The sequence below is a fragment of the Microcoleus asticus IPMA8 genome, assembly GCF_013179805.1.
GTDB classification, from domain to species: Bacteria; Cyanobacteriota; Cyanobacteriia; order Cyanobacteriales; family Microcoleaceae; genus Microcoleus; species Microcoleus asticus.
In genome coordinates this window covers 1-22,626 of sequence record NZ_SRRZ01000124.1, presented here as the reverse complement: position 1 = coordinate 22,626, position 22,626 = coordinate 1, and the positions used below count along the sequence as shown (strand labels likewise).

14 protein-coding genes, 1 tRNA gene and 4 pseudogenes are annotated in these 22,626 nt (G+C 45.0%); 9 read left to right on the top strand and 10 right to left on the bottom strand.

From position 1 onward, the window contains the following. Positions 1–43: 43 nt before the first annotated feature. Both E5S67_RS32710 and E5S67_RS25605 read right to left on the bottom strand, forming a co-directional pair. Positions 44–238 carry a hypothetical protein gene (locus tag E5S67_RS32710; RefSeq protein ID WP_216670714.1) on the bottom strand — a complete coding sequence of 65 codons (195 nt, stop codon included), beginning with the start codon at positions 236–238 and terminating at the stop codon, positions 44–46. A 505-nt stretch (positions 239–743) separates the two neighbouring features. Continuing rightward, the gene (locus tag E5S67_RS25605; RefSeq protein WP_172191312.1) at positions 744–914 is read right to left on the bottom strand and encodes a hypothetical protein; all 171 of its coding nucleotides are present in this window, start codon (positions 912–914) and stop codon (positions 744–746) included. A 48-nt stretch (positions 915–962) separates the two neighbouring features. On the opposite strand from E5S67_RS25605, the gene E5S67_RS25600 reads away from it, so the two are divergent. Both E5S67_RS25600 and E5S67_RS25595 read left to right on the top strand, forming a co-directional pair. Beyond that, on the top strand, positions 963–1,271 hold the full coding sequence (locus E5S67_RS25600) for a hypothetical protein (protein ID WP_172191310.1): 309 nt from the start codon (positions 963–965) through the stop codon (positions 1,269–1,271). A gap of 86 nt (positions 1,272–1,357) precedes the next feature. Further along, positions 1,358–1,799: pseudogene (locus tag E5S67_RS25595) on the top strand (ISAs1 family transposase); the annotation flags it as partial. Between the two features lie 46 nt (positions 1,800–1,845). Here the strand turns inward: E5S67_RS25595 and E5S67_RS25590 are convergent. From E5S67_RS25590 to E5S67_RS25570, 4 genes are all read right to left on the bottom strand, one after another. Continuing rightward, complete coding sequence (locus tag E5S67_RS25590; RefSeq protein WP_172191306.1) at positions 1,846–2,022, bottom strand: hypothetical protein; 177 nt, start codon at positions 2,020–2,022, stop codon at positions 1,846–1,848. Between the two features lie 66 nt (positions 2,023–2,088). Further along, positions 2,089–2,337 (bottom strand): hypothetical protein, encoded by a 249-nt coding sequence (locus E5S67_RS25585; protein ID WP_172191304.1) that lies wholly within the window; start codon positions 2,335–2,337, stop codon positions 2,089–2,091. 122 nt (positions 2,338–2,459) lie between these two features. Further along, a complete protein-coding gene (locus E5S67_RS25580; RefSeq protein WP_246276985.1) occupies positions 2,460–3,098 on the bottom strand; it encodes a phage integrase SAM-like domain-containing protein in 639 nt (212 codons plus the stop codon). Between the two features lie 156 nt (positions 3,099–3,254). Then, positions 3,255–3,327: transfer RNA gene (locus E5S67_RS25570), tRNA-Ala, on the bottom strand. Positions 3,328–3,380: 53 nt separating this feature from the next. Between E5S67_RS25570 and E5S67_RS32705 the strand changes: the two genes are divergently transcribed. Then, positions 3,381–3,563 carry a hypothetical protein gene (locus E5S67_RS32705; protein WP_216670713.1) on the top strand — a complete coding sequence of 61 codons (183 nt, stop codon included), beginning with the start codon at positions 3,381–3,383 and terminating at the stop codon, positions 3,561–3,563. On the opposite strand, the gene E5S67_RS33665 is transcribed toward E5S67_RS32705, so the two are convergent. Next, positions 3,480–3,683, bottom strand: a complete 204-nt coding sequence (locus tag E5S67_RS33665) for a hypothetical protein (RefSeq protein ID WP_172191298.1) — start codon at positions 3,681–3,683, stop codon at positions 3,480–3,482. The genes E5S67_RS32705 and E5S67_RS33665 overlap by 84 nt on opposite strands. Positions 3,684–4,054: 371 nt before the next feature. Between E5S67_RS33665 and E5S67_RS25560 the strand changes: the two are divergent. Continuing rightward, positions 4,055–4,429, top strand: a pseudogene (locus tag E5S67_RS25560) (Uma2 family endonuclease). Between the two features lie 102 nt (positions 4,430–4,531). Here the strand turns inward: E5S67_RS25560 and E5S67_RS25555 are convergent. Beyond that, entirely contained in the window at positions 4,532–4,729 is a 198-nt protein-coding gene (locus E5S67_RS25555; protein WP_172191286.1) for a hypothetical protein, read from the bottom strand. Between the two features lie 200 nt (positions 4,730–4,929). On the opposite strand from E5S67_RS25555, the gene E5S67_RS25550 reads away from it, so the two are divergent. From E5S67_RS25550 to E5S67_RS32700, 3 genes are all read left to right on the top strand, one after another. Then, complete coding sequence (locus E5S67_RS25550; protein WP_172191296.1) at positions 4,930–5,226, top strand: CU044_2847 family protein; 297 nt, start codon at positions 4,930–4,932, stop codon at positions 5,224–5,226. Positions 5,227–5,410: 184 nt separating this feature from the next. Beyond that, complete coding sequence (locus E5S67_RS25545; RefSeq protein WP_172191294.1) at positions 5,411–6,991, top strand: S1 family peptidase; 1,581 nt, start codon at positions 5,411–5,413, stop codon at positions 6,989–6,991. Next, entirely contained in the window at positions 6,988–10,137 is a 3,150-nt protein-coding gene (locus E5S67_RS32700) for an ATP-binding protein (protein WP_216670712.1), read from the top strand. Before E5S67_RS25545 ends, E5S67_RS32700 begins: the two co-directional genes overlap by 4 nt. 168 nt (positions 10,138–10,305) lie before the next feature. Here E5S67_RS32700 and E5S67_RS25530 read toward each other — a convergent pair whose 3' ends face one another. Beyond that, entirely contained in the window at positions 10,306–15,120 is a 4,815-nt protein-coding gene (locus E5S67_RS25530) for a glutamate synthase-related protein (RefSeq protein WP_172191292.1), read from the bottom strand. A 609-nt stretch (positions 15,121–15,729) separates the two neighbouring features. Further along, a pseudogene (locus E5S67_RS34880) lies at positions 15,730–15,856 on the bottom strand (IS1 family transposase); the annotation flags it as partial. A 998-nt stretch (positions 15,857–16,854) separates the two neighbouring features. On the opposite strand from E5S67_RS34880, the gene E5S67_RS25525 reads away from it, so the two are divergent. Further along, the gene (locus tag E5S67_RS25525) at positions 16,855–22,335 is read left to right on the top strand and encodes a trifunctional serine/threonine-protein kinase/ATP-binding protein/sensor histidine kinase (RefSeq protein WP_172191290.1); all 5,481 of its coding nucleotides are present in this window, start codon (positions 16,855–16,857) and stop codon (positions 22,333–22,335) included. A gap of 87 nt (positions 22,336–22,422) precedes the next feature. Further along, positions 22,423–22,626 (top strand): annotated as a pseudogene (locus tag E5S67_RS25520) (hypothetical protein); the annotation flags it as partial.

Below are 22,626 nucleotides of genomic sequence, written 5' to 3'. Positions count from 1 at the left end.
TATAACAATTTTGCTGCCTATCTTTTTTGAGCAGCGGATTGGCTCAATCCTTACTCCCTCTTTGTTTCAGCCTGGTTGTTACCCCCCCAGGCTTTGTAAATAGAGCTGCCTCACTCTCTACATTCCCTTTCCACAAGTATGCTTCTGCTTGCTTGAGTCGCTTAATTGAACCGCCTACTTTCTGAAGATTTTCATGTTCGATGGTACCAATCGAGAATTTCTCTTCTCTCCTGTTCACAACTGATTTCCTTAAATATATTCCACACTCCATCATGCCCATCACAAGCGCAAGTTACAGGTTTTGCTAGCGGTTGTTTATTTGCCCAATCAACGATCGTATCATTTTGATTGAAACTAGCCACTATACCAGCTTCCGACACAATTGCTTTATAGTCTTTCCATTCAGATTTTTCTCATGAAAGGTGCGCTCAGTCCTACTTTTCCACCATCTGCGCTTAGCTCCGAAATATCTTCTGTTGCTATGGGCTGGTCGAAATCTTGATAATGTACTAATCTTTGTTGTGTTTTAGACGGAACAGTCACCCCCGTTATATACTTAATATCTTGGGCTGCATGCTTATAAGCAACATTGGCACTAAGTCTTAAGCAACAGTTTTTTAAATGTGGACTCAACCTACTACCGCTACAACAGCCTAGTTGATCTGCTTGCTTCTGGGTAATACTTAAATCACAAGGAGTACTTTTTAAGGTCTTTATTGTTCCTGCTTTTGTACCGCTAGCTTCTAAAATAAAAAAAATCCGATATGCGGTGTCACATGAGCCAAAAATTGCTCTCTGATTGCGACCTCAATATCTTCTAATGTCTGCAACGATTCAGGATTACAATCAGCATAAAGGATGGCAGAAATAGCATCTACATATGTTTTAATTGCCTGTTGTTGTGCGGGTGTCATGATTCTATCTCAAGTGGGAAGACATGATAATTATCGCCTATTTTACTGATGATAGCTAAAACAGTTATTGCGGGACATCTGAGTATTTATATTTATCGCAAAAGTGATGCGCTCCCAAAAAAAGCCGATTATGTAGTCACCTTAAAAAGTAATCATCCAACTCTTTATAATCAAGTTAAAACCTGGTTTGAGATGGCGAAATCTCAACAGTTTGAGGCTATTGAAGTGAGTCAGGATTCTCTAACGGAAAAGGGACATCATCGATCATCGGATGATCGGGAGCATCTCACTTTTGCAGCCAAGCTAGAAATTGGAGTTGGGAGCCAGGAGCCAGGAGCCAGGAGGAAAGAGGAATAAGGAAAGAGGAATAAGGAAAGAGGAATAAGGAAAGAGGAAGAAGGAAAGAGGAAGAAGAAGTGTTTTTACAAATATGAGATGCTCCCCATCATCGCGTCGAAATTAGAAAAGTTTTGGCGGTGTGCGTGGCGAGATTAGGAGGGCTTTATAAACAAGAACAATGGAGTGATATTCAGACGAGTGTTTTTGTAGAACGAGTCCGTCATCTTTGGAACAAAACGACTCAAGAGGTACAGTTTTACCTACGTTCTTTACCAGTGGATGCTCAGCTTAATGGTCGTGCAATTCGTCAACATTGGGGGATTGAAAACCAAGTTCATTGGACTTTAGATGTCACCTTTAATGAAGACCAATGCCGCATTCGGTCGTTAAACAGCCCTCAAAACTTCGCTCTTCTAAGACGAATGGCGCTTAATGCCATCAATCAAGAAACCACTCAAGGAGCGTAGTGTGCTACAAAAAAAGAAACGAGCGGGGATGAATGATGACTATATGATGCAGATTCTCAAGTGCTGGTGTCAAGCCTGATTGAGATGCTCTTACCCTGGATATCAATCACCCGATCATCAAAAATTTATGGAGAGGTATCTGAATGATCGACCGGACAATCAGCCTTTAAAACCGGGTCGGAAACAGGGTTCAATACGGGGAGCAAGTCGGGTAGCGGTGCTGGGTTGACGAGTCCGGCATAATTTTCGTACAAAGTGCGGACATTGTGGCCCGTGAGCGATGCCACGGCTACCGGATTCATACCAGATTCCAAACCATGCGAAATCAAAGTGTGTCGGGTGGTATAAGGTCGGCGATAATCAATCCCTCATTCAGCAAGCGCTGGTTTCCAGTAGCGGTTACAGAAATTCTTGGAGTCGATCGCACAGCAGTTTGTGCTGGTGAAAATTAAATCGTCGGGACTTCCCTTAGTTGGTCGTCGATTTAGCAATAGCTGTTGAAGCGGAAGTGTTAGCGGCACCGTGCGCGCTTTGTTGGTCTTCGTGCCATTACGAGCGCCATTACTCAAACTTTCTCCGATCCAGATGCGGTGCAGTTTGATGAACAGTGTTGCCATCGCAATGCTGCTGCTTCTCCGGTGCGAAGACCGACACCGAACTTAAACTCCACATAGTCCGCGTAGTGTTTCAGATATGGGTCAGAACGAAATTTGGCGTTGCTGATTTAGGGTAGGAAAGGCTAAATATGCCAGTCATAGAAACCAGTATCCACAAAGCTTCTGGATTTTAAACTTATTTTTTTCATACCCTGATTAAGCAACGCCCGAAATTTCTGTACGATCGCACTGATTTCTGTCAGTGTGAACGGTTCCGGGCGCTGTTTGGGCGGAACCGAAACCTTAACATCAGCCCAAGGATTTTCGACAACCAGCTTCTTTTTTTGAGCCCATTCCCAACAAGCGTTGATTAAAACGATCCGTTCGCGTACCGTAACGGGTTCAAGTTTCTGTGCCAAAAATTCCTTAAATTTTTGTGCCACACTTTCAGAAACAGAAATCGCTGTTTTGCTTCTGAAAAACCGAGAAACTTGTTTTTGTAACGCCAGATATTTATTTAAGCCACCGATCGAGATGGTATGGCGCTTGTATTCAACAAATTGGTCAAAAAGCTGAGAAACAGAAATGGATTCATATTTCTGAGGCTTGTACTTGCTCAGAGATGGATCAAAGCTGTTGGTAGCTATATCAAGCTCAATTTGTTGAGCTTGATATGGAAGCAACTTTCTGATTAATGGTTGTGTCCGATAAACCCATGTATAACGAAAAGCGTTTACCCTGCCATGACCAGGCAAGTCGTAGACGCTCTTTGAAAACTTCAATATTTACTGAACCTTTTGGCATATCGAAAATTTATCGTAAATTTATCGTAAAAAATGTCTGGTGTTGTCTGCTGCTGTCGCCTTTAATGAGAATGTCAAGTATAACAGTTTTGATGGAGAAACGACAAAACCCGCTCTCTGAACTGGTTTTGTTTATGGAGAATAGCGGGCTCGAACCGCTGACCCCTACAATGCCATTGTAGTGCTCTACCAACTGAGCTAATTCCCCTTTGTTTTCGCGTTATCAATCATACCTTAACTGACCAATATTTGTCAAGCTTTTTGGGCAAATTAGTTTTGAACCCTGGATTGGCAAGGCTTTCGGCTTTTTTTTCCCAAAAATCTCATCGCTTCTGGACAATGGTCAATCCCTACTATGATTTAGTAAGTGTGTTGGGATATTTCGGTCAAATGGCTCAAACAAGACCCCATGAGGAAGTAGACGACTACCAGGGCCGCGGCTGAGACAGCAACTAGGGTGCCGGCTAGCATTAGTGAAAATTCCCGTTGCGTGATCGCCTCTTGCATTAAGTGCAAAGACCAGGCAACGAGGGCAACGTCAATTATTAAAATAGAAACCAGCATAAGTTACGATTTGTAACAGCTTACCTATTGTAACAAAACTTTTCGCTCAGTGCAGATAAGCTCAGGCGTATTTAACTTTTGCTGTAAAACCCGGAGGGAGCAGCGGAAAGCTACTGAGAAAAAATGATAGCTTTTATTAATAATTACAATATGCAAAGTAAATGAGAGCAAGCTCATCTTTAGAGGGGGCGTTTTTGACTCTTGAGCCAGCGATTAAGAACCCGATAGCTGCGCTTCACACGCTTTTTTGAGGGGTCAGGGTGCGATCGACCTTTGAGTATAACTGATTTGATAGCAGTGCGATCGCACCCTGACCCGATGCAAATTTGATAAAATTGGTGTACTTTTAATTAAAATAAAATGAACGGCTGGTGAGGATATTAACTAAGTTAACCCAAACTCAAAAACTCTACTCGCCAGAGGAATATTTTGCACTAGAGGAAGTGGCCCAGTCCAAAAGTGAATATATTGATGGCGAGATAGTTATTATGACTGGTGGTACTCCAAATCATAATGATATTGCGGGCAATTTTTAGGCTCATTTAAAATTTGCTCTGAAGGAGCAAAACTATAAGGTTTTTATCGGTGACTTACGGTTGTCGATACCGCGCTATCATCTGTATACTTATCCAGATGTGATGGTAATTCAAGGCGAACCTGTGCTTTTAGACGATCGCACAGATACAATAATTAATCCTTTGATGATTGTTGACTTTGTGTCAAAAAGTACGAAAAATTACGCTTGAGGGGATAAGTTTGATTATTATCGATCGATTCCTGAGTTTCGAGAATACATTTTAATCGATCATTATAAATTTTATGTCGAACAGTTTGTCAAGACTTCTTTGTTAATCCTCCTCGTCTTCATCCATGTAGTTGGGAAAACTGGTTTCACATTCCAATATGCAGGAGTATTTGAGGATTGAGTCTTTTGTCGGTTTGATTCGTAGCAGTCGCCAGCCGTATTTTTCTTGCATTGCGTAACACCGCCGGCCTTGGGTGACGGAGTAGATTGAGGTGACTTGCTGTTGCCGAGAATTCGTCACAACGATCGTATATCCATAGTGTAACGAAGTATTTTTGCAAAAACCCGGTTTCTGAGCACCCCTGCCTCCAGGACTAAATTTAACTCTTGTGGGATGGGCATCTTGCCCGTCCCGAAGTGCAATCTTAGTAGCAATTTTAGGAAAAAAAGCTTATCCTAGAGAATAATTTATCTAAAATCAACAGCAAAGCAGGCAAAAGCATGGAACAAACAACAACTATTCCCCTAGAACTCTCTGACGGCACAATTGTCAGAGTCGAAGCAAGTTTAAGTGGTGAACAGAAAATCGCCTTTATGAAACGACCTTTCAAAGAAGCAACAGATGCTATCAAGGCAATTGCGAAAGAACTATCAGGAGTTTTGGAAGAAGTCAATCCAGATAAAGCCACGATTAAATTTGGCTTAGATATTGCCATTGAATCTGGACAAATTACAACATTAATTGTAAAAGGTTCTAGCAAAGCAAACCTAGAAATTACTTTAGAGTGGAGCAAGTAATTCCAAGCAACGGAGGACACGGCAATGCCGTTTCCCTACCCAAAAAAAATCGTAGCACGGGCGAGGCTTCACAGCCATCGCACTAGCGAGAGATGTAACTATCACCCGATTAATTGTAGGGAAACGGCACTGCCCTGTCCTGATATCTCAACTGCATAGAGTGACTAATCGCTAACACCGAAATATGACAGATATCACTAAACTATTGCAACAATGCACCCTGCGAGTCAGCGTTGCAGGCGGTCATGGAACTGGTTTTTTTGTTGCCCCACAACTAATTCTCACCTGCGCCCATGTCGTTGCATCAGCTAATTCTGAAACAATCCATGTATTCTGGCCATCCCAAAACCAGCAATACATTGCTAGTCTTAAAAAAATCCTACTCGAAGATCATCTAGATTTAGCAATATTAAAGTTAAATACGCCAGATCTAAATCATCCTTGCATCAATTTTGAATCCTTATATCCTCAACTGAACGACGATTTATTTAGCTATGGCTATCCCCAGGATTATCCCGAGGGTGATTCTGCTACCTTTAAGTATGAAGGTGAAAGCTTTAAAAACAATTCGCCCTTGTACAAATTGAAAGGAGGACAGGCAAACTTTGGAGCCAGTGGTTCACCATTACTCAATCAGCGCACCGGGAAAGTTTGTGGAATTCTGAACCTTTCTCGCAATACTAACACGGATTTAGGAGGGCGAGCCGTACCTGTAAGTATAATTTTTGCCCAATTTCCTGAACTAGCAGAACTCAATCAGCGGTTTCATCAAAATAATTCACAAAAAACAGATATCAATCCCTTTGACTACGGCACGCCAGTCTCGCCAGAACGCTTTTATGGACGGAAACAAGCTATTTTAGAGGTAAAAAACCGAATTGGTGCTATTAGTGCTCAGAGCATCAATATAGTAGGAATGCGACGCAATGGCAAAACTTCCCTCTTGCGGTTGATTAGAGAACGTACCGAGAAATTTTTTCAACCTCAACAAAAACCATTAATTGTGACTTTAGATTTACAATCTCCCAAATTTCACACCCCAAAAGGCATCATTGAGGGACTGCGGCGGGAGATTTTCAAACAAACAGGAACTGAACCTTGGAGGCAGGATGTTAATGACGATCCTTTTGAGGTGGAAGATGGTTTTATCTCGTTGCGGGATCGGGGTTATCGCTTGATTGTGATCCTAGATGAGTTTGAAGGAATTATCCGACATTTAGAACTATTTCAGGAGTGGGGAGAAGATTGGCGTGCCAAAGCTTCTGCGGGGATGTTGGCTATGGTAATTGCCAGTAAGCGTCCCTTAAGCGAAGACTGGAAAACTCGTTTTCCTACATCGAGTTTTCCCAATATTTTTAGTGCGGAATTTTTGGGTGCATTGGAGGAGGAATCTTGGCATGATTTAGTCAAAGATGGGTTTATCCAAAGCGGTGAAATGGATGTTGTACCCGATCAGTTAATCGACTGGATTGATGGACTTGCTGGCGGTTTGCCTTTTTATGTTAAAATGGCAGCATCAATGTTTTGGCAGTACGGGGATTACGAACAAGCACGGACTAAGTTTATTCACCAAGCAACTCCCCGCTTTGAAGAACTTTGGGCTGATTTGACTGCATCGGAACGTCAAATTATGAAAAATGCTGGTGGTAAGATTTTAACTCAATCGGATGCTGTAGTTGATAGCCTCAGGCGTCACGGTTTGTTGCGATCGAATGGTGGATTATTTAGCAGTGCTTTTGCAGAGTTTGTGAGGAATCAGCGATGAAGAGGTTTCTCCGGGAGGCTTGGGAGTTGTGGTACTGGGCAATGTTTTGTCCTTCAAGGCTTCAGCAGCGCATGAATGAGTGGGCTCCTGCTGAGGAAAAGGAGGGATTGCGATCGGATACACATTCCTGGGATATTTTACTGTTGGGAAATAATCGCTTTATTGGTCAGTTTTTACTGCTGATATTTTTGTTTAGTTTACCGCTGATGTGGAGAATTGCATTGCATGGTCAAGCCCTAGATTTACTGTTGCTGTTTGGAGCGATTGCGACTGCTTATAGCATTGGCTTCTTGTGCTTACCAATGGGTTTGCATATACTACTACTCGTTGATTTTGTTTATCTGATAAATTCTCAACTTTCTCTAATTGTACTGGATCAGGTAAGGGGTATTTTACCTCCATTTTCCCAACTAGCAAGGGGTCTATTTTTCGGCATATTGGCTTTAATTATTACCGCGTGCTTTGGTGTGTGGCTGCTAAAGAGAAAGCGCCTTCTTTTAGCTCGCAATGTCCTCGCGGTCGGCGGAACATTAAGTACATTGTTAGGAAGTTGGTTGGCGACACAGAATTGGTATTTTGCTCTGGCAGCCACTGCATTGATCGGCTTATTACTGTTGATAGGGGTTGATACCCTAACGACCTATGAAGTCGAAAGCAACTACTCCAGGATGTTATTTGTCCTGGGAAGCATCATGGGAAGAATCGTGGCGGCTGTCGCAGGAGGCGTTGTGGGAGGTCTCTCGACAGTCGTCGTGGGAGGCGTCGTGGGAGGTCTTGCAACGGTCGTCGTGGGAGGCGTCGTGGGAGGCGTCGTGGCGGGTGTCGTGATAATGGTTGTGAGAAAAATTCTGGTAAACATCATGCCAGGCTTCGTGCGAAGCATCAGCATCATGACGATCGTAAGAAACATCGTACTAAACATCGTGGGAAGCATCGTGGGAGGTGTCGTGGGAGGCGTTGTGGGAGGCGTCGTCGGAAGGATTGCAATTTTACCTTTGCCTCTGTTTTTGCTAATGTGCTGGCTAATTGCTGCCAGTCTCTCCCCAATCATGCAAAATTGGTTAGCAATAATTACCGCAGTCACGCTAACAGCTTTAGGCTTCGAGCATCAGGGCTGGGTATCAATTTTAGCAGTGCCAGTAACTTTGATGAGTTACTACCGACTACCAGACTATTTAATCCTCACACTAATCAACTTCGTACTAGCAATCCTTTTAGTACAACCTTTCGAGGATCGCAATCCTGTGCGATTACTTTACTTACTACCCCCTTACACCACCGAGTTGCTTTGGATGCCTCTCGTTAATCACGATCGCATCTTAGCTGCCGCCTTCCGCACCGATGCCTCAGCAACAATGGTAACTTTTCACAAAATGCAAGCATCACCGCTACCAGCCTTAAGAATGACGATTGAAGAGGCTTTACCTCAAATTATTACAGACCAATTAACTGCGATCGAAAATATTTCGGATATCATCATCATAGCAACATCCGAACATCCATTCTTACCTTTACTAGCACCAACCTTTTATCAACCACCCCCTCTAGAAATCTACCCAGAAATGATACTAGATCGATCCTTACGTAAGCCGAGATTTGCAACGTTTACTTTTATAGGTGTTCTATCTGGCATAATAACAGGTATAGTGGTAACTTTAGTTCCCCATATAATACTAATATTTTTTGGAATTATTCTTGTTTTTATTATTTGGGGAATTATTATTAATTTTCTTAGAGAAATTTTTAAAATTTCTTTCGGAAGTTCTTCGCTAGTTGATAGAAAAGATGGTACAGACATTAATAAACTCTTGCCACGCCTGCAAACAGTTGCTAAAGATGTGGATGCTGCCTTAAAAGCAGGAAATATTGGTATACGCAAACGCGCCTTAGAACCAATCCTCACTGATATGCTCAAATTGCAGGTACAACTGCCTGAATTAGGACTCACAACAGAGGCAATAAAACGGTGGCAACCTGTTTTAGTAAAGTGGCAACGAGTAATCGAGCTAGAGTTGCAAGAACAGCAGAAACAATCTCAAGATGAACTACCTAACCCATTCCAATACGGCAATCCACTGCTATCTGACCGTGCTAACCTGTTCAGAGGTCGCCAAACTTTTGCCGATCAAATATTCCGCTTAATTCTCGATCGCAATCGTCCCACCCTCGTTTTACACGGCCCCCGACGCTGTGGCAAAACCTCATTTCTGTATAACTTACCCCGCCTCTTACCCAGTAACTTACTCCCCGTTTACGTAGATTTACAAAGTTCCGCTATAACTACAGATGAAGCTGCATTTTGTCAAGGATTAATTCGTGCCATCCACCGCGATAGTCGCTGTCAAGGCATCGAATTACCAATCATTCCCACACGCAAAGAATTTCTGGAAACTCCTTATATTGCCTTAGAAGATTGGCTGGAACAAGCAATCCCCAGACTTGGAGAACGACGCCTTCTCCTCAACCTTGATGAATTTGAAAAAATTGGCACTGCTATCAAGGAAAAACGCTTAAGTATCAACTTATTTGACGAACTCCGCCACCTGATTCAGCACTATGATTCCCTAGCTTTTCTCTTCTCTGGCGTCCAAACTCTAGACGAACTCGGCCCCAACTGGAGCAGCTATTTTATCAGCGTTGTCCCCCTAGAAATGACTTATCTAGAACCCGATGAAGCCGAAAGTTTACTAACTGATCCTGACCCAGAATTCGCCCTGCGTTACGATCGAGGTATTGTTGACCACATTATTCAACTGACTCGCTGTCAGCCCTACCTGCTGCAACTCCTTGGCTCTGCTCTTGTCACTCAGGCAAACTTAAATCATACTCAATTGGTAACACCGGATTTATTGCAAGCTGCGATTCCTGAAGCTTTCACTAACGGCGAACCTTATTTTACCAATGTCTGGACAGAATTTACAGGTAATAATCCCGCAGAAAGAATCGCCGGACAAGTATTCCTGTTAGAATTAGCAAATGGCTTAGCTCCGGGCTATATACAAGATTTAACAGATGCGGCAATCAGGCGATTGAAACGATATCATGTGATTGAGCAAACAGATAATGGTTATGTTTTTGAAGTGCCATTATTAGAGCGTTGGGTTCGAGAACGGGCTGTAATAAATAGCAATTACAGCAGTTTTTAGCAATATGAGGTACAGTCTGGCGTGGGGCATGGGGCATGGGGCATGGGGCATGGGATTGCCCCGTGTACCTCATAAACCTGCAATCTGCTGTATTAATAATTTGCAACTTAAGTAGATTAAAAAAGGGGCAATTCGCATTGCCCCTCATCTATTTAACCAGTTACAAAATTAAACTTCCACAGCAATCTTTTGTTCCGAAGCCTCCGGCGAATTCGCTTCACTCGGCGGCACAACTTGCCAGAACTTAGGCAAATATTCCGACCAATTTGCTAAAATCTTCTCAGCTTTCTTGCTGCCGGTTCGATCGCACTGAGCCTCAATCAACTCCTTCAATTGCGCCTCCCCAGCCGCCGTACAAACGCGCTGCATCTTCACAATCTCCCCGTTGACATGAGCCGGAAAACTGCCATCTTCATCGAGGAAATAAGCCAAGCCGCCAGTCATTCCAGCGCCGACATTCCGACCGACTTTTCCTAACACGACGATCGCGCCGCCAGTCATGTACTCGCAGCAGTGATCGCCCGCACCCTCGATCACAGCTTTCGCCATCGAGTTGCGCACCGCAAACCGTTCGCCAGCTTTACCCGCAGCCAACAGAGTTCCGCCCGTCGCGCCGTACAAACAAGTGTTGCCGACGATCGCATTTTCGGAAGCATCATAAGTCGCACCAGCCGGCGGTGCGATCGCGATTTCGCCACCGTGCATTCCTTTACCAACATAGTCATTGGCTTGGCCTGACAGTACCAGCGTCATCCCCGGCAAATTGAACGCGCCGAAGCTTTGGCCTGCGCTACCAGTGCAATTGAGGGTGATTTGACCGCTAAAGCCCGTGTTGCCGTGTTGCTGTGCGATCGCACCTGCTAAACGTGCTCCCACAGTGCGATCGGTATTCACCAATTTTACACTCTTGCTAACAGTGCCGTGATTGGCGATCGCACTTTGAATCTCAGCATCCGCCAGCAAATCATCATCTAACACTGGCCCGTTGGTGTGTACGTCGCCGTGGATCAAGAAAGATCGATCGCTCTTAGTATCAGGTAACTTAGTCAAACAATCCAAATTAATTGCTTGGGTTTTAGTTAGTTTCACCCCCTCGCGCATTGTCAGCAAATCCGCGCGACCGATGATATCTGCGATCGACTTATAACCCAATTTCGCCAACAAACTCCGCACTTCTTGTGCTACGAAATAGAAGAAATTAACCACGTGTTCCGGTGTACCGGGGAACCGTTTCCGCAAGTGTTCTTGTTGAGTTGTCACCCCCACCGGACAAGTATTCATGTGGCAAACGCGAGCCATAATACAGCCTTCTGCAATCATTGCCACCGTGCCAAAACCGTACTCTTCGCCGCCCATCAAAGCGCCTACAACCACGTCCCAGCCGCTTTTAAAGCCACCGTCAACGCGCAGCAAAACTCGATCGCGCAATTTATTTTCCATCAGCACCCGGTGAACTTCTGTCAATCCGAGTTCCCACGGAGAACCTGCGTGCTTAATCGAACTCAATGGCGAAGCACCGGTGCCGCCATCGTGGCCGGAAATTTGAATCACATCAGCATTTGCCTTGGCGACACCGGCGGCTACAGTCCCGATGCCGACTTCCGACACCAACTTCACCGAAACTCCTGCTTGCGGATTGATTTGATGCAAGTCAAAAATCAACTGCGCCAAATCCTCGATCGAATAAATGTCGTGGTGAGGAGGAGGCGAAATCAGCGTCACACCCGGTTTCGATCGGCGCAAATAAGCAATGTACTCGCTCACTTTCGCCCCAGGCAATTGACCGCCTTCACCCGGTTTCGCACCTTGTGCGATTTTAATTTCGATTTGTTTGGCGTTCATCAGGTACTCAGGAGTCACCCCGAAGCGTCCCGAAGCTACTTGTTTGATGGATGAAGAAGCTGTATCGCCGTTCTGCAAACCTTTTAAGTGAGGTAGCGTTTGTGATAAACCCGCCGCGCTCACATCGTTTAGCACTTTGTAGCGCACCGGGTCTTCGCCGCCTTCGCCGGAGTTGGATTTGCCGCCGATGCGGTTCATCGCAATCGCTAGCGTTTCGTGGGCTTCCGGGGACAAAGCGCCGAGGGACATACCGCCGGTGGCAAACCGCTTGACAATATCTGCTACAGATTCTACATCTTCGATCGCAATGGAAGGGCGATCGCTCACAAAATCCAGCAAATCCCGCAAAGCCGTTACCGGGCGATTTTCGAGCAGTTGCTTGTAAACCTCGTAGTGATCGTAAGCCGTTTTTGCCTCAGTGCGATCGTCCCCGCTCGCGCCAAGGACTGAATTACCCTTACCGTTGCTTCCTTCTTCCTCTTCCCTTCTTCCTTCTTCCTTCTTCCTTCTTCCTTCGTTAAAAGTAGTCACAGCCTTGTGCAAAGCCTTCGCCATTTCCGGGCTGTTCATGTGATATTCACCACCCCGCCGGTACTGCACGAAGCCGTAATTTTCCAGCTTTTTGAGGTGCAATTCTGGGAAAGCCTGACTGTGGAAAGACATTACCTCGTTAGCCAGTTCCGCCACACTCAAACCGCCGATGCGGGAAACAGTGCCTTTAAAGCCCAAATCGAGCAAATCGCCGCCAATACCGATCGCCTCAAAGATTTGCCCTCCTTGATAGCTAGACAACAGCGAAATCCCCATTTTCGACATAATCTTCAGCAAGCCGTTTTCCACCGCTGTGCGGTATCTAGCTTGAGCTTGTGTCACCGTAATATTGGGAACTTTGCCGTGCTGCATCAAGTTTTGAGTCTTGGTGTCAGACCACCAGGCGCGCACGCTTTCCAAGGCCAGGTAAGGGCAAACAGCCACCGCCCCGTAACCGAGCAAACAAGCGAAGTGGTGAGTGCTCCAACATTGCGCGGTATCCACAACCAGCGAAGTTTGCATCCGCAGCCCGACGCTAATTAAGTGGTGGTGAACCGCGCCAACTGCCAGGAAGGGCGGAATATAAGTATATTCAGCACTCAATCCCACAGCAAAAGATACATCTCCTTCTTCCTTCTCCCCTCTTCCTTCTTCCTTCTTCCTTCTTCCTTCTTCCTTCAAAGCTCGATCGCTCAAAATCAGAATTCTCGAACCCTCGCGCACCGAAGCAGCCGCCTCTTGACAAAGTTGCTCGACTGCGGTTTTCAAACCTCCAGGCCCGGCAGCAATTTTGTAAAGCGTTGACAATTCGGTAGCTGGGAAAGACTTTTGATCTTTCAAGAAAGACAGTTCAGCGTCGTTGAGTACGGGGGAATCAATTTTCAGCCGCTTGGCATTTTCCGGCACTGCTTGCAGTAAATTGCCCCGCAGACCCACACTCATCGTCAGCGACATCACCATCCCCTCGCGCAGGGGGTCGATCGGCGGATTTGTCACTTGAGCGAACCGCTGTTTGAAATAGTTGTACAGCAACTGAGGCTTTTCTGACAACACAGCTAAGGGAACGTCGTCGCCCATGCAGAAAGTCGGTTCTTTCCCAGAACTCGCCATCTCGACGATCACCATGTCCAAATCTTCGGCCGTGTAGCCGAAAGCAGTTTGGGTGGCCAACAGCGTTTGCGAGTCGAGGGTTGCTGTTTCCGCAAAAGGCTGCGGCTGCAAGATTTCGCGGTTTTGTTTCAGCCATTCGCCGTAGGGGTGCCGTTTAGCAATTCGCTGTTTGAGTTGCCAATTTTTGAGAATTTCGTTGGTTTGCAGGTCAACTGCAATCATTTGTCCGGGCCCCAAACGACCTTTTTCGACAATATCTGCTTCGGGAATATCGACAACTCCCGCTTCGGAAGCCACAATTACCAAACCGTCTTTAGTAATGCAGTAGCGGGCAGGGCGCAAACCGTTGCGATCGAGTGTAGCACCTACTTGTTTGCCGTCGCTGAACACCAGCAGTGCCGGGCCGTCCCAAGGTTCTTGAATGCCGCTGTAATATTCGTAAAAATCGACAATTTCTGGATAAGGAGCCAAATCCGGCTGATTTTTGTAGGCTTCGGGCACCATAATTGTCAGGGATTCTAGGGGGGTGCGGCCGGAGTGTACCAACAATTCCATCACATTGTCCAAGTTTGCCGAATCGCTGCTTTCGGATTTGACAATTGGGTTGAACGTGTCGATGTCCGCTTGACTCCAATTCGGGTGAGCTAAATTCGCTTGCCGCGCCGTCATCCAGGTAAGATTGCCCAACAGCGTGTTAATTTCCCCGTTGTGTCCCAGCAAGCGCATCGGCTGGGCTAAGTGCCAGCGGGGCATGGTGTTGGTACTGAAGCGCCGGTGATAGACGGCAAAGGAGCTTTTATAAGCGGGATTTTTCAGGTCAGGGTAAAATTCTGCCAGTACGGCCGATCGCACCATGCCTTTATAGACGATCGTGCGGCAAGAGAAAGAGCAAGTATAAAATTCTCGGCGGGTGAAGTTGGGGCGATTTGACAGGGCGTGTCCGATGGTGCGGCGCGCCAGAAATAGCTGTCTGTCGAGTTCGTCTCCGGCTAAGTGCGGTGAACTGACTATTACTTGTTCGATTTGAGGTTGATGTTCTAGCGCTTGCTCGCCCAAAACCGACGGTACAACGGGAACTTTGCGCCATCCCAAAAGTGTCAGCCCGCGATCGGCCAGAACTTGCTCAACCACCTGCCGCGCTATAGTCGCTTGAAATTTATCTTGAGACAGAAACAGCATTCCCACGCCGCAGTTTTCCCGTGCGGGAGGCACAATTCCCTGTTCGGCAAACCAAGCATCCAGCAATTCCCAAGGAATCGCGGTCATCAAACCCGCACCGTCGCCGGAATCTCGATCGGCGCTGCAACCGCCGCGGTGTTCCAGACAAGTTAAAGCTGGGAGCGCTTTCTCAATAATCGAGTGCGTAGCTTCGCCGCTTTGGTTGGCAATAAACCCCACACCGCAGGCATCTCTTTCTTCCACTAACCAGCTTTGGCCGGCGAATGGAGTTCCTCGCTCAGTCTGATGCACGTTTCTGTTTGGATCGATCGTGTTACCCATGTTGATTGAATGTTATTTCTGTGATTGTGTGGTTGATGCGTTTTTATAGCTCGGAGAGAGAAGGCTGCCGAGCGGTGGGAGCCTAGTAAACTTTAAAACAGCACATTGGAAGCTGATTTGATAAAAATTTACGTCGATGCTGCCTGTACTTAGCACTGAAACCCTGTTTGCAGATTTTAAATTATCTCGCTCGCATCCTCTCGGAGATGTCTCCTAGAATACCCTGCTGTTAAAAAGCAGTGATTCTTGGGGAAATCGCCGCCCTGCAAATAGATACATTGCTGGCGATTCCCTACGGGATAGCTGCGCTTCACGAGTTTTTTGTGTGTGTTTTTCCTGAGTTCGCAAGGGTAGCCTTGCAGCGAACACAGGTAGATAGTAACTTTAGCGTTATTTTGCTTGCTGCGCTGTTGAGTTGCTTTCGTCAGCGCCTGCAGACACAAAACCCACCTGCCCGCTCAGTCGGTAGGTGCAATGTAGCAGCGCGGTTCACAACTGGTGAAACTTGTCTTATTGTGCAGTCAACTCTCGGGCCGCGAACATCAATTCTATCAAGAAACTGATAAAATTTCACCGATTACAGTCAGACTTTGTGCGCAAGTCTTGTAAGCGATCGCCCAGAACCCAGCCTAAGATGCCTGGCCGAAAAAGGTTGACAGTTGTCTATAACCCTAATTTGTATTTTTTTACCCACAAACGTTTCTAACTCATCAATGAAGGCTATTTCAAGGATTTCTGACACCTTAGGAGCATCTGCTAGAGCCAGCGCAACCTTTTGACATAGCCCAAAAACGGATACTTGCTTTCTGACAGCCGTCGTGGAGAGGTAAAAATTTTAGACTCTTGTTAAAACTCCCAGATTCATCTGTGCAGTAAATCTCAAATCTCAAATCTCAATTCGACTGACGCCCACAAAGTTTGCCTTGGTAATGTTGTTTAGCTCGACGGCGGCCCTTTTTACAGATTTGAGTGTATTGGCATTTGGGGCATTTCATTTCTATTTTTTATAAAAAAAGTCGGCAAGCAGAAAACGAGCCAGACTTTACTCTGCTTGATGCAAGGAACACGGGGGAATTCAGTTAAGAGTCAATCTTTCTAAAATATTGAAATCTATGGTTCAATATTTATCAGGTTAATGTTATTACCAATTTATCGCAAGCAATCGAATTAATCTTAGTTAAAAGTTCGGGCAAAGAATAACAGTTGAGTGCTGTTAACGGAACTTTACGGACAGTGTGTTTTGGATGGTGCCGATCATGCAGCTAGAAATATCCTCCAGGAGAAAATGCATACCGCAGGGCGTAGGCGAACTTGGGGGAACACCCTAAATGCTTGTCTATACATAGCCTCTACTGAGGCTGGAGAAATCCAGTATCAGCAAGTCGCCTCTTTGAATCAAGAATCTCAGTTACTTAAGGGCCCAGAGTGTCAAAAATCATCCCATAAAGATGCCACGCTTATTAATCAGCTTCTTAAGTTCCTCTCCAATGAACTGCACTGCTGTCGTTCAATCACGGTTCGCGGAGCCATTTTCTACTTAGCCTCAACTGAAGTATCAACAGCTCTTACCTAAAACATTAAGTCGGGTTTTTCAAATCGCTGTTTCATAATTTGCTCTCCAAAATATGTTAAGAAAAATGTAATACACTGAAGAACATGGCAGATAGAGCGACAATATTAGATATTAACTCTAAGAAGCTTTAGGCTGGATAGAAGTAGTAGGAATACGTAGATATGACTAAGATCACAAAACTTTTCCTAGGATATCACATTAACGAGCAAATATACGCAGGCAATCGAACTCTAGTTTATCGCGGCATTCGCACGGAAAATGGCCAGCCCGTCGCAATCAAACTGCTGCGAAATGACTTTCCCCGCTTCAACGAACTCGTTCACTTCCGCAACCAGTACATCATTGCTAAAAACTTAGAGATCCCCGGAAGTGTGAAGGCATACAGCCTGGAAACGTACCAGAACCACTATGCTCTGGTGATGGAAGACTTTGGCGGAATTTCCTTAAGTAGCTACCAGGCTAATTTAGCATCCGCTAGCAACGAACCTCTAGAAGGCTTGCCCGTTAACGAATTTCTGCCCGTGGCGATTCAAATTGCCAATGCCCTTGACGGACTTTATCGCCACCGAGTCATCCATAAAGACCTCAAACCCGCCAACATTCTGATTAACCCGGTCAGCAAAGAAGTCAAGTTAATTGACTTCAGCATCGCTTCGCTGCTGCCGCGCGAAACCCAAGAAATTCAAAATCCCAACGTCCTCGAAGGCACTTTACCCTACATATCTCCCGAACAAACTGGGCGAATGAACCGAGGCATTGATTACCGCACAGATTTCTACTCGCTAGGAGTAACATTCTACGAATTACTAACAGGAAAGTTACCGTTCCAAACAGACGATCCAATGGATTTGGTACACTGCCACCTCGCCAAACAGCCACTGGCAGCCTCAATTATCAACCAGAACGTTCCATTGGTGCTGTCTGAAATTGTTAGCAAACTGATGGCAAAGAATGCTGAAGAGCGCTATCAAAGTGCGCTGGGGCTCAAGTTTGATTTGGAAACTTGTTTGCACGAGTGGCAAGAGACAGGGGCGCTGGCTAATTTTACAATAGGGGAGCGAGATTTGTGCGATCGCTTTACTATCCCCGAAAAATTATACGGTAGAGAAAGCGAAGTATTTTCCCTGCTGGAAGCATTTGACTGCGTGAGTGCAGGCAGCACTGAAATGATGCTCGTTGCAGGTTTTTCCGGCATTGGCAAAACCGCTGTGGTCAACGAAGTTCACAAACCAATTGTGAGACAGCGAGGCTACTTTATTAAAGGCAAATTCGACCAATTCCAACGCACCCTTCCCTTTAGTGCATTTGTCCAAGCTTTTCGCGATTTAATGGGACAATTGCTATCGGAAACGGATGCTAAAGTTGAACAATGCAGGTTAAAAATATTGGCAGCTTTGGGCGATAGCGCTGGGGCGATAATTGAAGTCATTCCCGAACTCGAACGTATTATCGGGCCGCAACCGCCAGTCCCAGAACTTTCTGGCAGTGCCGCTCAAAATCGCTTCAATTTGTTGTTGGGAAAATTCCTGCAATTATTCACAACAAAAGAACATCCTTTAGTGATATTCTTGGACGACTTGCAATGGGCAGACTCAGCATCGTTAAAATTAATTCAACTGCTGATGACTGCTAAGGAGTACCGCTATCTCTTATTAATTGGAGCTTATCGGGATAACGAAGTATTTCCAGCGCATCCATTAATGCTGACTTTAGCAGAGATTCAAAAAACTGAAGCAAAGGTGAATACTATTACCTTAGCTCCCCTCGCTCGAACCGACGTAAATAGTTTAGTTGCCGATACTCTAGCTTGTTCTGCAGCGTTGGCTCTGCCTTTGACAGAACTGGTTTATCAGAAAGCTAAAGGCAATCCATTTTTTAGCACACAATTCCTCAAATCTTTGCATGAAGATGGGCTAATTAAATTTAATTGTGAAGAGCGATATTGGCAGTGCGATATTGCCCGAGTGCGAACCTTGGCACTAACGGATGATGTAGTAGAATTCATGGCACTTCAGTTGCGAAAGTTACCAAGTAAAACACAGTCCGTTTTAAAGTTAGCTGCTTGTATTGGCAATCAGTTCGATTTGGCGACCTTAGCAATTGTTGATGAAAATTCGCCAGTAGAAACCGCATCCGCTTTATGGAAGGCACTGCAAGACGGGCTAATTTTACCCATTAGCGAAGTTTATAAGTTTTATCAAGCAGAGGGGAATAGCAAGTCGGTAATCGGTAATGGTCAGGAATCTGACCAATTACCAATTACCCATGACCAATTACCCAAATATAAGTTTTTACACGATCGCGTCCAACAAGCTGCCTATTCTCTGATTCCAAAAGACCAAAAGCGATCGACTCACTTAAAAATCGGTCAACTGTTATTACAGAATACGCCCGAAGCCGATCGAGAAGAAAGAATCTTTGATATTGTCAACCACTTAAATGTGGGAGTTGAGCTAATTACGCAGGAGGCAGAACGCGAGCAATTAGCAAGGTTGAATCTGGTTGCTGGAAAGAAAGCCAAAGCTGCTACGGCCTATTCTGCTGCGGTTGAATATTTCAAGGTTGGTAGGGCATTACTGACAGAAAATAGTTGGCATAATCAATACGAACTAACATTAGCGCTGTCTACAAAAGCAGCAGAAGTGGCATATCTAAGCGGTGATTTTGAGCAGATGGAAAAATTAGCATCAGTCGTGGAAAACTGCGCCAAAATGCTACTGGACAAAGTGAAGGTATATGAAGTACAGATGCAAGCTTATATGGCGCAAAATAAGTTACAGGAAGCGCTGAATACGGGACTACAAGTTTTAAAACAGTTGGGGGTAGAGTTTCCCTCCGAGCCAAATTCGTCTGATATTGGCCAGGCATTAGGGGAAACCGCGTCAATTTTGAGCGGAACGCGAATTGAGGATTTAATTGAGCTGCCTCAAATGAGCGATCCCTATAAACTAGCAGCTATGAGACTTTTATCAAGTATCTTTGCTCCTGCATACATTGCTGCTCCTACACTATTGCCTTTGACGGTGTGCAAACAAGTACAATTATCCGTCCAATATGGGAATGCTTCTGTTTCTCCCTTTGCTTACGCCAATTATGGTTTTCTTCTTTGTGGAGTTGTGGAAGATATTGATTCAGGTTATCAGTTTGGTCAATTGGCTTTAAGTCTAGTGTCAAAGTTAAATTCTCAAGAAATCAAAACCAAGACAGCCTTCATAGTAAATTTATTTATCCGACATTGCAAAGAGCATCTCAGAGAAACCTTAGAGCCTTTGGTGTCAGCTTACTCTAGCGGCATGGAGGCAGGAGATTTAGAATATGCAGGCTATAATTTATTACAGTCTTCCTGTTCAGCTTACTATAGTGGCAAAGAACTGACTATTCTTGAAAGAGAGATAGCAAGAAACAGAGATGCTATTCATAAAATCAAGCAAGAAACAGCGCTTAATTATATAGAAATTTATTGGCAGACTATCTTAAATTTGCTGGGAAAAAGTGAGAATTACTGCCTTTTAAAGGGTGAAGCCTGCGATGAGCAGATGAAGTTGCCATTTTACCAGCAAGCGAACGATAAAGCGGGAGTTGCATACATATATTTAAACAAACTTTTACTTTGTTATTGGTTTGAAAATTACTCAGAAGCGATTGATAATATCGCTATAGCAGAGAACTATTTAGATGCAGTGATAGGAATGCCGATTGTTCCTGTTTTCCATTTTTACGATTCTTTGGTGCGGTTGGCGGTGTATTCTAACACTCCAGAGTTAGAACAACAGAAACTTCTCGACCGAGTACAAGCAAATCAAGAAAAAATGCAAAAATGGGCACATCATGCCCCCATGAATCATCTGCACAAATTCTATCTAGTGGAGGCAGAACGGCATCGGGTTTTAAACCAAAAAATAGAAGCGATCGAGATGTACGACAAGGCGATCGCCCTCGCCCAAGAAAACGAGTACATCAACGAAGAAGCACTAGCTCACGAACTTGCCGCCAAATTTTACTTAGAATGGGGGAAAGAAAAACTTGCACAACCCTATCTAATCGATGCCTACTATGCCTACGCTCGTTGGGGAGCAAAAGCAAAGATTGACCATCTAGAACAGCGCTATCCCCAATTGCTTGCTCCGATCCTGCAACAGGAGCGAACTCGCCAATATCCCAGCGAAACAATTCACACCTCCAGCAATAGTGAATCATCCCTATCTAACACGAATAGAACACTTGTCGGTAGCACCAGCAGTTGGGGGTTAGTAGATTTGCCAACAGTTATCAAAGCTTCTCAAGCTCTATCTAGCGAAATAGAACTAGAGCAATTGCTCACTACCCTCATGCAAGTGGTGGTGAAGAATGCCGGAGTACAAACCGGAGCATTAATTTTGAAGGAAGAGGGAAATTGGAGGATAAACGTCCACTGCACAAACCGTCAAGACTGCCTTCTGCAATCTATTCCGGTTGAGGAGAGCGAAGTAATTCCTTTAACCCTGATCAACTACGTCAAGCGTACAAAAGAAACCCTAGTTTTTGATGATGCTAGCAATCAACCAAGATTTGCATCTGACCCCTACATTATCCAACAGCAACCTCACAGCCTGCTTTGCACTCCGATCGGCGAGCGAGGCAAAATGATGGGGATTTTGTATTTAGAAAATAATTTAGCAACAGGGGTATTCACGGGCGATCGCGTCGCGATCCTCAACATCCTGTGCTCGCAAGCAGCAATTTCCTTACAGAACGCCCGACTGTATCAGCAATCCCAGGAATATGCCCAAAAACTAGAGCTTTATCTCAACGATCTCAAACAGATGCAACTGCAACTGGTACAAAATGAGAAGATGTCTGCTCTCGGCAATCTCGTGGCAGGGGTGGCTCACGAAATTAACAATCCCGTAGGTTTTATTGCTGGCAACCTTGAACCAGCCCAAGATTATATCAAAGACCTATTTGGGCTGATTGACCTGTATCAGAAAAAGCTACCCCATCCCGATGCTGAAATTGTATCCGAAATAGAAGCAATCGATTTAGAATATGTGAAGCAAGACTTGCCCAAGTTAATTGATTCAATGAATCTGGGAGTCGAACGGATTCGCGGTATCAGCACCAGCCTGCGAACCTTTTCGAGAGCTGACCGAGATTATAAAGTTCCTTTTAATATTCACGAAGGAATCGATAGTACCATTCTGATTCTCAAACACCGTTTGAAGGGAAATGATGACCGTCCAGAAATTGAAGTTGTCAAACAATACGGGAACCTGCCAGCAGTTGAGTGCTTCCCCGGGCAGCTCAATCAAGTGTTCATGAATATCTTGGCAAACGCGATTGATGCGTTAGAATCATCGAACCAGGGACGCAGTTTTGCCGAGATTAAAGCCAAGCCGAATCGCATCACGATTAGTAGCACACAAAATAAGAATCAGGAGTGGGTAACAATTGGCATTTCTGACAATGGCATTGGGATGAATCAAGAAGTAAAAGAGTGCATTTTCGATCACTTATTTACAACCAAATCTGTAGGTAAAGGAACGGGACTGGGATTGGCAATCGCCCGCCAGATTGTAGTAGAAAAACATACGGGGGAGCTGGAGGTCAACTCTGCACTGCATCAAGGAACTGAATTTGTAATCTTGTTGCCGGTGAAAGGGTGAGGTCGAAGTGCTATCACCGTTAAACCTGGCAAATCGAAGTCCAGATTAACTGTTAAAAGTCAATATTGAAGATGAGGATAGTCCATAATGAATGCCACCGTAGGTTTAATCAATACCATTCCCGGCTACCGTCTGACGGAGCAACTGTACAGCGGTTCCAGAACCCTAGTTTATCGAGCCATCCGAGAAAGAGACCAGTATCCAGTTGTGATCAAACTGCTCAAGCGAGACTATCCCAACTTCAGCGAACTGCTGCAATTTTGCAACCAATATGCCATTGCCAAAAATCTA

Coding starts and splice junctions, on each gene's coding strand:
- E5S67_RS25550 (WP_172191296.1), top strand. CDS start 4,930: ATGGAACAAACAACAACTATTCCCCTAGAACTCTCTGACGGCACAATT.
- E5S67_RS25600 (WP_172191310.1), top strand. CDS start 963: ATGATAGCTAAAACAGTTATTGCGGGACATCTGAGTATTTATATTTAT.
- E5S67_RS25525 (WP_172191290.1), top strand. CDS start 16,855: ATGACTAAGATCACAAAACTTTTCCTAGGATATCACATTAACGAGCAA.
- E5S67_RS25585 (WP_172191304.1), bottom strand. CDS start 2,337: ATGGCAACACTGTTCATCAAACTGCACCGCATCTGGATCGGAGAAAGT.
- E5S67_RS25605 (WP_172191312.1), bottom strand. CDS start 914: ATGACACCCGCACAACAACAGGCAATTAAAACATATGTAGATGCTATT.
- E5S67_RS25545 (WP_172191294.1), top strand. CDS start 5,411: ATGACAGATATCACTAAACTATTGCAACAATGCACCCTGCGAGTCAGC.
- E5S67_RS32700 (WP_216670712.1), top strand. CDS start 6,988: ATGAAGAGGTTTCTCCGGGAGGCTTGGGAGTTGTGGTACTGGGCAATG.
- E5S67_RS33665 (WP_172191298.1), bottom strand. CDS start 3,683: ATGCTGGTTTCTATTTTAATAATTGACGTTGCCCTCGTTGCCTGGTCT.
- E5S67_RS25530 (WP_172191292.1), bottom strand. CDS start 15,120: ATGGGTAACACGATCGATCCAAACAGAAACGTGCATCAGACTGAGCGA.
- E5S67_RS25590 (WP_172191306.1), bottom strand. CDS start 2,022: ATGAATCCGGTAGCCGTGGCATCGCTCACGGGCCACAATGTCCGCACT.